Source organism: Streptomyces nogalater, assembly GCF_039532885.1.
GTDB lineage: Bacteria > Actinomycetota > Actinomycetes > Streptomycetales > Streptomycetaceae > Streptomyces > Streptomyces nogalater.
Map to the genome: position 1 here is coordinate 150518 of NZ_BAAASM010000002.1, position 12174 is coordinate 162691.

Annotated in this window: 12 protein-coding genes; 2 read left to right on the forward strand and 10 right to left on the reverse strand. The window is 74.2% G+C overall.

Annotated elements, in window-relative coordinates; all coding sequences use genetic code 11:
* Positions 1–52 precede the first annotated feature (52 nt).
* From ABD350_RS02645 to ABD350_RS02655, 3 genes are read right to left on the reverse strand one after another with little or no spacing between them, the layout of a single operon-like run.
* Positions 53–493: a gas vesicle protein GvpO gene (locus ABD350_RS02645; RefSeq protein WP_344346009.1), complete on the reverse strand. Its 441-nt coding sequence runs from the start codon at positions 491–493 to the stop codon at positions 53–55.
* 46 nt (positions 494–539) lie between these two features.
* A complete protein-coding gene (ligD, locus tag ABD350_RS02650) occupies positions 540–1475 on the reverse strand; it encodes a non-homologous end-joining DNA ligase (RefSeq protein WP_344346010.1) in 936 nt (311 codons plus the stop codon).
* Positions 1472–3319 carry a transketolase gene (locus ABD350_RS02655; protein ID WP_344346011.1) on the reverse strand — a complete coding sequence of 616 codons (1848 nt, stop codon included), beginning with the start codon at positions 3317–3319 and terminating at the stop codon, positions 1472–1474. Before ABD350_RS02655 ends, ligD begins: the two co-directional genes overlap by 4 nt.
* 571 nt (positions 3320–3890) lie before the next feature.
* On the opposite strand from ABD350_RS02655, the gene ABD350_RS02660 reads away from it, so the two are divergent.
* Positions 3891–4847, forward strand: coding sequence for an LLM class F420-dependent oxidoreductase (locus tag ABD350_RS02660; protein WP_344346012.1), 957 nt, complete (start codon positions 3891–3893; stop codon positions 4845–4847).
* A 3-nt stretch (positions 4848–4850) separates the two neighbouring features.
* Here the strand turns inward: ABD350_RS02660 and ABD350_RS02665 are convergent, their stop codons facing one another.
* Positions 4851–5282: a phage holin family protein gene (locus tag ABD350_RS02665; protein ID WP_344346013.1), complete on the reverse strand. Its 432-nt coding sequence runs from the start codon at positions 5280–5282 to the stop codon at positions 4851–4853.
* Positions 5283–5362: 80 nt separating this feature from the next.
* Here ABD350_RS02665 and ABD350_RS02670 point away from each other — a divergent pair, with 80 nt between their 5' ends.
* On the forward strand, positions 5363–5710 hold the full coding sequence (locus tag ABD350_RS02670) for a VOC family protein (RefSeq protein WP_344346014.1): 348 nt from the start codon (positions 5363–5365) through the stop codon (positions 5708–5710).
* Positions 5711–5715: 5 nt separating this feature from the next.
* Here ABD350_RS02670 and ABD350_RS02675 read toward each other — a convergent pair whose 3' ends face one another.
* The 6 genes from ABD350_RS02675 to ABD350_RS02700 form a co-directional block, all read right to left on the reverse strand.
* A complete protein-coding gene (locus tag ABD350_RS02675) occupies positions 5716–6261 on the reverse strand; it encodes a GNAT family N-acetyltransferase (RefSeq protein WP_344346015.1) in 546 nt (181 codons plus the stop codon).
* A 17-nt stretch (positions 6262–6278) separates the two neighbouring features.
* Positions 6279–7202, reverse strand: coding sequence for a S66 peptidase family protein (locus tag ABD350_RS02680; protein ID WP_344346016.1), 924 nt, complete (start codon positions 7200–7202; stop codon positions 6279–6281).
* Complete coding sequence (locus ABD350_RS02685; protein WP_344346017.1) at positions 7199–9166, reverse strand: LpqB family beta-propeller domain-containing protein; 1968 nt, start codon at positions 9164–9166, stop codon at positions 7199–7201. The genes ABD350_RS02680 and ABD350_RS02685 overlap by 4 nt, the downstream gene beginning before the upstream one ends.
* Before the next feature lie 3 nt (positions 9167–9169).
* Positions 9170–10474, reverse strand: a complete 1305-nt coding sequence (locus ABD350_RS02690) for a M20/M25/M40 family metallo-hydrolase (protein ID WP_344346018.1) — start codon at positions 10472–10474, stop codon at positions 9170–9172.
* Positions 10467–11300: a M55 family metallopeptidase gene (locus ABD350_RS02695; RefSeq protein WP_344346019.1), complete on the reverse strand. Its 834-nt coding sequence runs from the start codon at positions 11298–11300 to the stop codon at positions 10467–10469. The genes ABD350_RS02690 and ABD350_RS02695 overlap by 8 nt, the downstream gene beginning before the upstream one ends.
* A 73-nt stretch (positions 11301–11373) precedes the next feature.
* Positions 11374–12093, reverse strand: a complete 720-nt coding sequence (locus tag ABD350_RS02700; RefSeq protein ID WP_344346020.1) for a class I SAM-dependent methyltransferase — start codon at positions 12091–12093, stop codon at positions 11374–11376.
* Positions 12094–12174: the final 81 nt, after the last annotated feature.

Consider the following 12174-nt stretch of genomic DNA (forward strand, 5'->3'; position numbering starts at 1 on the left):
CTCCTCGTGCCTAGTAGGTGCACGGTCCGGGCGGCCGGGGCGCGCGGTGGGCTCAGCGGCCGCCGCGCGCATCGGCCCTGCCCCGTTCGTAACGGCGGACACGTCGGTAACCGGTCAGCTGCCCCTCGGGGTCCAGCTCGACCTGGTAGCTCGCCATCAGGCTCATGGTGTCGGGCACCCGGGCGAGCTCCAGCACCTCGACTTCGATGGACCAGCCGTCCTCGGTCTGCTCGAAGGAGGAGACGGTCTCGGGGACGAGTCCGGTGAGTTCGGTGAGCTGGGTGCGCGCCTGGCGCAGCACCTCCATGGGGGTCGGCCGGCGGCCGGCCGCCTCGTTCCGTGCGTTGTCGTGTGCGTCGTCGTCCGTGTCGTGCTCGTGCGTGTCGTGCTCGTGCGTGTCGTGCTCGTTCGTGTCGTGTGAGTCGTGTGAGTCGTGTGAATCCTGGGATTCCTGTGAACTCTGTGTATTCGGTGTGCTGTTTGTGTTCGACATGGCCACCTCTCCCCTGCGTGTGGCCGTTTCCTCCCTTGGCCAAACCTCAGGGGCGCATGTCATCGAGGCGGCGTCGGGCCGGGCCCAGCGAGCGGCCCCGCCGCGGCAGGCCGGCCCACGGTTCGGAGCGGGCCTGCTCGACCGCGTCGGCGAGGGTCCACCTGCGGGCGTCGAGCGCGGGATCGTCCACCTGCTTCCAAGCTAGGGGGACGGCGACCGGAGCGCCCGGGCTGGCCCGGACGGTATAGGGGGCGACGGCGGTCTGGGCGTAGGCGTTGCGCTGGACGTCGAGGTAGAGACGGCCGGCGCGGTCCTTCCTGCGGGCGGCCGTGGTGAGCCGGTCCGGGTGCCGGGCGGCGGCCAGTCCGGCGACGTCCCGGGCGAACCGCAGCACCTCGTCGGCGGCGTGCCGGCCGTCCAGTGGGACGACGAGGTGCAGACCGCGCGAGCCGGTGGTCATCGGTGCGGCGGGCAGGCCCAGCTCCGTCAGCAACTCCCGCAGCCATCCGGCGGTCTCCCGGACGGCGGCGAAGTCCTCCCCGGGCGGGTCGAGGTCGAAGACCAGCCGGTCCGGGTGGTCCGGTCCGCCCGCCCGGTCGGTGCGCGCGAGCCAGCGGTGCAGGGTGATACAGGCCTGGCCGGCGAGGTACAGGAGGGTCGCGGTGTCGTCGCAGACCACGTGGGTGACCGTGCCGCCCTCCTTGGCGACCTCGGCGCGGGTGATCCAGTCCGGGTAGTGCCGGGGGACGTTCTTCTGCATGAACCGCTCGCCGTCCAGACCGTCCGGACAGCACTCCAGCATCAGCGGACGGCCCCGCAGGTGCGGCAGCAGATACGGCGCGACGGACCGGTAGTACTCGGCGAGGTCGCCCTTGGTGTACTCGGGCACGCCGCCGCGGCCGGGGAAGAGGACCTTCCCCGGCCGCTGGATCTCCACCGTCCGCCGGCCCGCACGGATCGTCCGCGCGGCGCCGTGGCTCATCGCACGACCGCCTCCTCGACCAGCAGCCGGGCCGCCGCCGCGATGCCCGCGGAGTCGATGCCGGCCGCGTGCAGCTGCTCGTCCGGGGCGGCCGAACCCGGCATGGTGCGCACCGCCAGCCGGACCAGCCGGGGCGCCGGCCGGCCGTCGCCGAACACCTCCGCGACGGCGTCCCCGAGGCCGCCCTCCGGGTGGTGGTCCTCCACCGTGAGCAGGCAGCCGGTCTCCTCGGCGGCCCGGTGCAGGGTGGCGGCGTCGACGGGCTTGACCGAGTACAGGTCGACGACCCGCACGTCGATGCCCTCCTCGGCGAGCCGGTCGGCCGCCGTCAGCGCCTCGGGCACGGTCGCCCCGGCCGCGACGATCGTCAGCCGGTCGCCGTCACCGGAGCGCAGCGTCTTGCTGCCGCCGACCGGGAACTCCTCGTCCGGGCCGTAGATCACCGGTGTCTTGCCTCGGGAGGTGCGCAGATAGCGGATGCCGTCCAGCCCGGCCATGGCCGCGACCAGGTGGGCCGTCTGGTTGGCGTCGCACGGGTAGAGCACCGTGGAGCCGTACACGGACCGGAACATCGCGAGGTCCTCCAGGCCCATCTGCGAGGGCCCGTCCTGGCCGATGGCGACACCGGCGTGCGAGCCGACCAGGTTGATCCCGGAGCCGCTGATGGACGCCATGCGCACGAAATCGTGGGCGCGGGTGAGGAACGCGGCGAACGTGGCGGCGTACGGCACCCAGCCCCGCGTGGCCATGCCGACCGCGCTGGCGACGAGCTGCTGCTCGGCGATGTAGCACTCGAAGTAGCGGTCGGGGTGTTCCTTGGCGAACTCCTCGGTGCGGGTGGAGTCGCCGACCTCGCCGTCCAGCGCGACGACGTCGCCGCGGGCGGTGCCGAGCGCGGCCAGGGCCTTGCCGAAGGCGTCCCGGGTGGCGGCCTCCTCGCCCACCTCGAACCGCGGCAGCCGGACCGCCTCGGTGGTGAGGGAGCGCAGCGCGGCGGCGACCTGCGGTTCGCTCACCCGGATCCGCAGGTCGCGCTGCCCGCCGAGTTCGGCGATGGCCTCCTCCGCCTCGGGCAGCGGCTTGCCGTGCAGTCCCTCGCGGTCCTCCACGGCGGCGACGCCCTTGCCCTTGAGGGTGCGGGCGAGGATCACGGTGGGCTGCCCGGCGGTGGACAGCGCCTCCCCGTAGGCCCGGTCGATCTTGTCGATGTCGTGCCCGTCGATCTCGATGGTGTGCCAGTCGAAGGCCTGGAAGCGGCGGGCGTAGGCGTCCAGGTCGTGTCCGTGCCGGGTGGGGCCGCGCTGGCCGAGCCGGTTGACGTCCACGATGACGACCAGGTTGTCCAGGTTCTCGTGGCCCGCGTGTTCGGCGGCCTCCCACACCGAGCCCTCCGCCAGCTCGCTGTCGCCGCACAGCACCCACACCCGGTAGCCGGTGCGGTCCAGCCGCTTCCCGGCGAGCGCGATGCCGACGCCGACCGGCAGGCCCTGGCCGAGCGAGCCGGTGGCCGTCTCCACCCAGGGCAGCCTGCGGGGCGTGGGGTGGCCCTCCAGCCGGCTGCCGAGCTTGCGGAAGGTGACCAGTTCGCCGTCCTCGATCGCGCCGGCCGCCTTGTAGGCGGCGTACAGCAGCGGGGAGGCGTGGCCCTTGGACAGCACGAAGCGGTCGTTGGCGGGGTGTTCGGGGCGCTCGAAGTCGTAGCGGAGGTGGTTGGCGAGCAGGACGGCCAGCAGATCGGCGGCGGACATCGAGGACGTGGGGTGCCCCGATCCGGCGGCGGCGGACGCCCGCACGCTGTCCACGCGCAACTGCTGGCCGAGTTCGGCGAGTTCGTCGGTGTTCATGGGTTTCCTCGGTCTCCTTACGGGTGTGGTCGAGGGTCGGCTCGTGCGTTGACCGCGGGTCCCGCGGGTTCGGCCGGCCGGGCCCGGGCCGTCGGCGCGCGGGCGGCGCGCGGGGGCGGGGCGGCCGTCCGCCCCGCCGTGTACCGGCCGCACCCGGCGCGGCGGCACGGTGCCGCACCGGCGAAACCGGCGCCGACGATCACGACGCGAGGTCGGCTCACGGTGCGCCTCCGGCGGTGTGGCTCGTCCGAGGTCTTCCGCGTAACCGGGGCCGGGGCGGCCAAACGCCGGGCGGGCCATCGTTGCGCCGTCCGGGGGAGGCGCGCCGGGCGCGCCCCGGCGGCGTTTCGCGCGGGCGCGCCCGGTTACCCGGGGCCGGTCCGGGCCACGCACCCCGGGTCACACGGCGTCCGGCCGGACTACCGTGTCCGGCACGGACCGTCACGTCCGGTCCGGGCCACCACGTCCGGCATCGACCGCCAACGTCCGGTCCGGGCCACCGTGTCAAGCCCGGGCCACGCGCCCGGCCCGGACCGCATCACGACCGGCATCAGCCACGCGGAGGTTTCCCATGCCCGAATACGGCTATTTCCTGGCGGCCGAGGAACACGACCCCGCGGCCCTCGTCGAGCAGGCCCGGATGGCCGAGCAGGCCGGGTTCCAGACGCTGTGGATCTCCGACCACTACCACCCGTGGAACGACGCGCAGGGGCAGAGCCCGTTCGTCTGGTCGGTGATCGGGGCGCTGTCCCAGGCGGTGTCGCTGCCCATCGAGACCGCCGTGACCTGTCCGACCGTGCGGATCCACCCGGCGGTGCTGGCGCAGGCCGCGGCGACCAGCGCGGTGATGGCCCAGGGCCGCTTCCGGCTCGGCGTGGGCACCGGCGAGGCGTTGAACGAGCACATCCTCGGCGACCACTGGCCCCCGGTGCGGGTGCGGCTGGAGATGCTGGAGGAAGCCGTCGAGGTGATGCGCCGGCTGTTCACCGGCGAGGAGGTCAGCCACCACGGAAAGCACTACACCGTGGAGAACGCCCGCCTCTACACCGTCCCGGACGAGCCCGTCCCGATCGACATCTCCGCTTTCGGCCCCAAGGCGCTCTCGCTGGCCTCCCGGGTGGGCGACGGCTTCATCACGATGACGCCGGACCGGGAGATGGTCACCCGGTTCCGCGAGGACGGCGGCGGGACGAAGCCGGTCAGCGGCGGCACGAAGGTGTGCTACGGCACCGACCGGGACGAGTGCGTCCGTACCGTGCACCGCCTCTGGTACAATGAGCTGCTGCCCGGCGAGATGGGACAGGTGCTGCCCTCGCCCCGGCACTTCGAGCAGTTGCACGAGCTGGTCACCGAGGACATGGTGCGCCAGAAGGTCGTGTGCGGGGACGACGCCGAGCAGCACGTGAGCACGTTGCGGGCGTTCGCCGACGCCGGGTTCGACCGGGTGTACGTGAACCAGATCGGGCCGGATCAGCGGGGGTTCTTCGACTTCTACCGGACGAAGGTGCTGCCACAGCTCACCGGGTGAGCGTCAGGCCCTGTGGTGCGGGACCTCCGGCGGGGTCTCGGGCATCGGCGGGTACGGCATGCCCAGGCCCGACGGCGGGGCCGCCGGGGCGGTACCGCCCACGACCCGGTGCGGAGCGTGCGGGGTGTGCGGGGTGTGCCGGCCGTGGGCCGCGCCCCGCAGGCCGTACGCCGCCACGCCCAGCAGCGCCGCCGTGAGCAGGGCCGCGGCCCAGCCGGGCAGGCCGGACGCCAGGGCCAGGCCCACCGCGAGGGCCACCGCGCCGCCCGCGTACAGGGCGACGGCGCCCGAGGCGGCGTAGAGCATGGCGGTGCGGCGCTGCTTGCGGGACTGTTCGCGCAGTTCCTCCCGTACCGTCTCGCGTGCCACCTGGGCCAGCTCCTCGACCAGGTGCCGGTCCAGCTGATGTTCCAGGTTTTCCGAACGGTTGTTCATACCCTGCGGGTACCCGTCCCCCACAGCGGGTAACGCGGGGACCGTGCACGCCTCGGGCGGCCCCAACTAGGCTCCTGCGCATGGAGATTCTGGGCGCTTCGCTGCGCATCTGCGTCGACGACCTCGATACCGCCGTCCCCTTCTACGAACGGCTGACCGGCGGCAGCGCGCTGCGCTTCGCACGCGGTGGCGTCGAGGTCGCCGCGATCGGTTCGTTCCTGCTGATGAGCGGTCCGCAAGAGGAGCTGGAGATCCTGCGCAAAGTGGCGGCGACGATCGCGGTGAAGGACGTGGACGAGGCCCACCGGCTGCTGAGCGAGCTGGGCGCGCGGATCGTCGCGGGCCCGGTGCCGACGCCGGCGGGCCGCAATCTGCTGGCGGTGCACCCGGACGGGTCGGTGTTCGAGTACGTGGACCAGCGCGGCTGAGCCTGTCAGCCGCGCATCTCGGTGGTCAGGGCCCAGCGTTCGTGGTCGCGCCAGGCGCCGTCGACGTAGATCATGGCGGGTGAGAAGCCCTCCAGGCGGAACCCGGCGCCCCGGGCGAGGCCGATGGAGGCGGCGTTGCCCGGCTGGACGTTGATCTCCAGCCGGTGCAGGCCCAGCGGCCCGAACGCGTACCCGACCACCAGCTCCAGGCCCTCGCGCATCAGGCCCCGCCCCGCCGCGTGTGCGAAGGCGCCGTAGCCGAGCGCGCCGCACTGGAAGCCGCCCCGCACGATGTTGTTGATGTTGATGAACCCGGCGATGTCCCCGCCGTCGCGCTCGCACACCAGGAAGCCGGCCCGGGCCGGGTCGTCGATCAGCCGGCCCGCGTAGTCGGCGTACGCCTCGTCGGTGTCCGGCGGGAACAGCCAGGGCCGGTGCAGGTCCCTGCTCTCCCGGGCCCGGGCGGTGAACTCGGGGCCGTCTTCGAGAGTGAAGTGCCGGATGCCCACGCGAGGGCCTTCGGCGAGGTACGGGGACGGGACGTGCGGCATCCGCCCAGCCTACGGCGTCAGCGCAGGGCCGGCTCGTCCAGGGTGAGCGTGCCCGCCTCCGCGTCGAGGGCGGCGGCCACCCCCAGCGGAACGGTCAACGCTCCCTCGCAATGCCCGAATCCGACGTTCTCTGCGACCGGGACCCCGAGTCCGCCGAGCCGGTCGGCGAACAGGGCCCGCAGCTCCTCCCGGCCGGCGCAGTCCTCCCAGGAGCCCAGCAGCACACCGCGCACCCCGTCCAGCAGGCCGGCGCGCAGGAGTTGGGTGAGATACCGGTCCAGCCGGTAGGCCGGCTCGCCCACGTCCTCCAGGCAGAGCAGTCCGCCGCGTGCCGAGGGCCGGGCGTGCGGGGTGCCGAGTTCCGCGGCGAGCAGGGACAGGCAGCCGCCGAGGGTGACGCCCCGGGCCCGGCCGGGGACGAGGGCGGTGCCGCCGAAGGCGAGGGTGCGGACGGTCTCGGGCGCGAACAGCGTGGCCCGCAGGTGCTCCTGGGCCCGTTGGTTCTTGACGAAGTCGGCACCGGCCGCCATCGGCCCGTGCAGGGTGACCAGTCCCAGCCGGGTGGCGATGGCCTCGTGCAGCGCGGTGATGTCGCTGAAGCCGATGAACAGCTTGGGCCCGGCCGCGCGCAGGGCGTCCCAGTCGAGCAGGTCGATCAGGCGCTGGGCGCCGTAGCCGCCGCGGGCGCACAGCACCGCGTCCACCGCCGGGTCGCACCAGGCGTTCTGGAAGTCGGCGGCGCGGTCGGCGTCGGTGCCGGCGAGATAGCCGAGCCCGGGGTGCCGGTCCAGGACATGGGGGCCGGCCACCGGGTCGAGGTCCCAGCCGCGCAGCACGTCCAGGCCCGCCTGGAGCCGTTCCTCGGGCACCGGCCCGCTGGGGGCGACGACGGCGACCCGGGCGCCCGGGGCCAGCCGGTGCGGGCGGACGAGTTCCTTCACGGGGACAGCTCCGGCTTCGGTGCGGGCGGGTTCGGGTCCAGCCCGAACACCTGGGTGTACAGCGACAGTTCCGCCTCCAGGGCGCGGATCACGGTATCGGCGCGCCGGAAGCCGTGGCCCTCGCCCTCGAACGTGAGGTAGGTGTGCGGTACGCCCCGGCCGGCGATCCGGGCGAGGAGGCGTTCGCACTGCGCGGGCGGGCAGATGACGTCGTCCAGGCCCTGGAGCAGCAGGAACGGCACGGTGAGCCGGTCGGCGTGGGCGGTCGGGGAGCGTTCGGCGTACCGGGCGGGGACCTCGGCGCGCGGGCCGATGAGCGACTCCAGGTAGCGGGACTCGAAGTCGTGGGTCCCGCCGGGGCCCCAGCCGACGAGGTCCAGCACGGGATAGAGGATGGTGCCGCAGGCGTAGACGTCGGTGGTGGTCAGGGAGACGGCGGCGGTCCAGCCGCCGGCGCTGCCGCCCCGGATCGCCAGCCGGGCGGGGTCGGCGGCGCCCTCGGCGGCCAGGGCTCGGGCGACGGCCGCGCAGTCCTCGACGTCCACCACGCCCCACCGCTCGCGCAGCCGCTCCCGGTAGGCCCGGCCGTATCCGGTGGAGCCGCCGTAGTCCACCTCGGCGACGCCGATGCCCCGGGAGGTGAAGTAGGCGATGGTCAGGTCCAGGACGAGCGGGCTGCGGCTGGTGGGGCCGCCGTGCGCCCGGATCACGTACGGCGGGCGTTCGCCGTCGGGCGCGGTCCGCGCCGGGTGGTGCGGCGGGTACACGTGGGCGTGCACCTCGCGGCCGTCGGGCCCGGGGAAGGTGCGCACCTCGGGCCGCGGGTAGTAGGCGGGGTCGACGGGGTCGCGGTGGCGGGCGCCGGCCACCCGGGCGCGGCCGGTGACGTTGTCCAGCTCGACCACCTCGTACCCGGTGTGCGGGCCGGCGCCGACGGTGACGACGCGCTGGCCGTGTACGGCGAGGGTGGGGGCGCACTCGATCCAGGGGCCGACGGCGTCGACGAGCTCGCCGGACTCCGGGTCCAGTATCCCGAGCGCGGCCGGTCCGCGTCCGTGCAGGACCGCGAGCAGGCCGTTGTCCAGCGGCGCGAACCAGCGCAGCCCGAGCTGCCACAGGGGCCCGCCGAACTCCTCCTCGCGGGGGCACAGGGGGGTGCCGTCGCGGTAGAGGTTCCACCAGCCGCCGCGGTCGCTCGCGTACAGCAGCCGGCCGTCCGGGGCCCACTCGACCTGGCAGACGGACTCGTCCGGGCCCCCGGCGACCGTGCGGACGCCGGTCAGCCGGCCGTCGCCGGTCACGTCGGCGACCAGCAGTTCGGTGCCCTCCCAGGGCATCCGCGGGTGGTCCCAGCCGAGCCAGGCGGCCCGCCGACCGTCCGGTGAGAGCCGGGCGCCGGTGACGAACCGGTGCCGGGGCCCGGCGAGTTCACGGACGGCGGCGCGGTCGGCGGCGGCCGAGCCGTCCAGCGGTACGGCGGCCAGGACCCGCCGTACGTCGTCCGGTCCGTCCCCGGTGTGCTCCTCCAGCACGCACCACACCTCGCCGCGGGCCGGGTCCACGCGGGGCTCCGCCCAGCGCAGGCCGCCGCCCGCCGGGGAGACGGGGGTGAGCGGGACGGGCTCGCCGCCGGGCTCGTACCGGTACAGCCGCTGGTCGGCGAAGTGCGCGAACACGATCAGCGGCCGGCCGCCGGACACCGCCCCGGCCCAGGGCCGGCCGCCGTACTCGACGACCCGGCTGCGGACGTTCCACGGCGCGGGCAGCACGGTCTCCTCGGCGCCGTCCGCGCGCCGCCGGACCAGGGCCCGCCGGCCGCCCTCGGCCGGCCGGGGCTCGGTCCACCAGATCTCGTCACCGACGAACCCCACCCAGTCGGGGCGGCCGTCGTGCGCGGCGGCGAGGGCGGCGGTGACGGGCGAGGGCCAGGATCCGTACGGCGCGGTGCGCATCTGCTCCCCCATCGTCTAGGCCGCCCTCAGGAAGCGGTCCAGGACGCGGACGCCGAAGTGCAGCGCCTCGACGGGCACCCGCTCGTCCACGCCGTGGAACAGCGCCTGGTAGTCGAGGCCGACGGGCAGCTTCAGCGGGGCGAATCCGTAGCCGGTGATGCCGAGCCGGGAGAACTGCTTGGCGTCCGTACCGCCGGCCATGCAGTACGGCACCACGTGCCCGGCGGGCGCGAACTCCTCGACGGCGGCTCGCATCCGGGCGAACAGCGGGGTGTCCACCGGTGCCTGGAGGGCCACTTCACGATGGGCGAACTCCCAGTGGACGTCGGGGCCGGTGAGCCGGTCCAGGGTGGCGGCGAACTCCTCCTCGGTGCCGGGCAGATAGCGCCCGTCGACATAGGCGACCGCCTCACCGGGGATGACGTTGAGCTTGTAACCGGCCTCCAGCATGGTCGGGTTGGCGCTGTTGCGCACCGTCGCCTCGACCAGCCCGGCGGCGGGGCCGAGCTTCTCCAGCAACCGGTCCACGTCGGTGCGTCCGGCCTCGATGCCGTACAGCGCGGCGAGCCCGTCCAGGGCGGCCCGGACGGTGGGGGTGAGGCGCGGCGGCCATTCGTGTTCGCCGATGCGGGTGACGGCGGCGGCCAGCCGGGTCACCGCGTTCTCCCGGTTGACCTTGGAGCCGTGCCCGGCCCGGCCGTGCGCGGTGAGCTTCAGCCAGGCGGTGCCCCGCTCCCCCGCCGCGATCGGGTAGATCTCCCGGCCGGAGCCGTCGTGGAAGGTGAAGCCCCCCGACTCGCCGACGCCTTCCGTGCAGCCCTCGAAGAGTTCGGGGTGCCGGTCGGCGAGGAAGCCGGAGCCGTCCTCGGCGCTGGCCTCCTCGTCGGCGGTGAAGGCGATGACCAGGTCACGGCGGGGCCGTACGCCCTGCCGGGCCCAGGAGCGGAGGACCGCGAGGACCATCGCGTCCATGTTCTTCATGTCGACGGCGCCCCGCCCCCACACCATCCCGTCCCGGACCTCCCCGGAGAACGGCGGCACGCTCCAGTCGGCGGCCTCGGCGGGTACGACGTCCAGGTGGCCGTGGACCAGCAGCGCGTCGGCGGACGGGTCGGTGCCCTCGATCCGGGCGACCACATTGGTGCGGCCCGGGGTGCGCTCCAGCAGCAGGGGCTCCAGGCCGGCCCCGGCGAGCCGTTCGGCGGCGTACTCGGCGGCCGGCCGCTCCCGGCAGTCGCCGCCGCCCCGGTTGGTGGTGTCGATGCGGATCAGGCCGGAGGTGAACTCCACGACCTCGTCCAGGGCCTGCGGGTCAGCCATACTGCTCCTCCACGGCGGCGGAGGCGATCGTGGTGACCGCCTTGAACGTCCTGATGCCCTCGTACATGGTGGCGCTGGTGTACGCCACCTTCCGCTCGCCGGTCCGCGCCACGCCGGGGACGACGGTGGCGGCCTGGGCGAGGTGCTCGGCGTCGAACTCGACGGCGACCGTGAACGGCCCGGCCTCGGCGGGCTGGTGACGGACCGCCAGCCGGGCGGCCTCCTTGGCGGCGGCGCGGATGTCGGCGGCGGTCCGGGCCGGGGTCCGGCACACGGCCGCGTACCGGGACACATGGTCCTTGACGGCCACCTTCGGTGCCTCGGGCGCGTAGCCGAGGGCGTCCTCGCAGGCCACGTCGTCGCCGGTGACGAGGACGACCGGGACGCCGTACTCGGCGACGACGTGGGCGTTGAGCAGACCCTCGCTGGCGCGGACGCCGTTCAGCCACACCCCGGTGATCTGGTTGGCGAGGTAGGTGTGGGCGAGGACGCCCTCCATGCCGGCGCCGGCGTGGTAGCCGACGAAGGCGATGCCGTCGACGTCGCCGTGCTGGACGCCCTCCACCATCGACAGCGTCTTGTGCCGGCCGGTGAGCATCTCCACCCGCTCGTCGAGCCGTTCCAGCAGCAGGTTGCGCATGGTCCAGTGGGCCTCGTTGACCAGCACCCGGTCGGCGCCGCCGTCGAAGAAGCCCTCCGCGGCGGCGTTCACGTCGGAGGTGAACATCGACCGGCACCGCTCCCACTGCGGCGTCCCCGGCAGCACGTCGGCGGGCCAGGTGACGCCCGTGGCCCCCTCCATGTCGGCACTGATGAGGATCTTCATGCCGTGTCACGTTACGCGCCGGGCCGCCCCCTGGCCACGACCCCGGCGGGGGGGAAGCGGTGCCTGACTCCGGTCAGCCCCGGGCGAGGACGAACCAGTGGGCCGGCAGGTCGATGCGGGTGCCGTCGGCGAGGTACTCGGTCTGGGGCAGGACGGTCTCGCCGTCGGCCAGGACGGTGAGGCCGGCCCCGGCGAGCAGGCGCGGGATCTCTTCGTCGGGGGCGGCGGCGGGCTTGAGGCCGTGGTGGAAGACGCGGCGGAGCTTGGGCGGTGGGCCCGCCGGTTCGGCGACGGCGCGGCCGAGGACCTCCCGGGAGCCGGAGGTCAGCTCGACCACGAAGGCACGGCCCTCGCTGCCGATGATCTCGGCGACGGCGGCGGCGACCGCGGGGCGCGCGGCCGGTTCGCTCTGGTGGATGACGGCCCGCATATAGACGTGGCTGTCGCCGAGCCGCCGGTGCAGGGCGCGGACGGCGTCGGTGTCGGTGAGGTCGAGCTGCTGGAACTCGACGGGGGCGGCGCCCGCGGCGCGGCGGGCGTGCGCGACGGCCGCGTGCGAGAGGTCGACGCCGACGGCACGGGCGAACCGGGTGGCCAGATAGCGGGTCTGGGTGCCGTTGCCGCAGCCGAGGTCGACGATCGTACGGCCCGGGTCGGCGTGTGCCAGGAGCAGTTCGCTGTGCGGTGCGGCGCTCAGCGAGGGGTCGGAGTCCCATATCGCCTCCCCCCGGGCGCCGGAGGTCTCCCGCCAGTAACTCTCCCACGCGTCACGATAGGTGTCCGAGATGTTCATGCGGTCTCCCCACGGGTCGGTTCCGTGATCGGGATATCGCGGCGGACCGGCGCGGGGCAAGGGTCGCGCGGTCATGTTCCG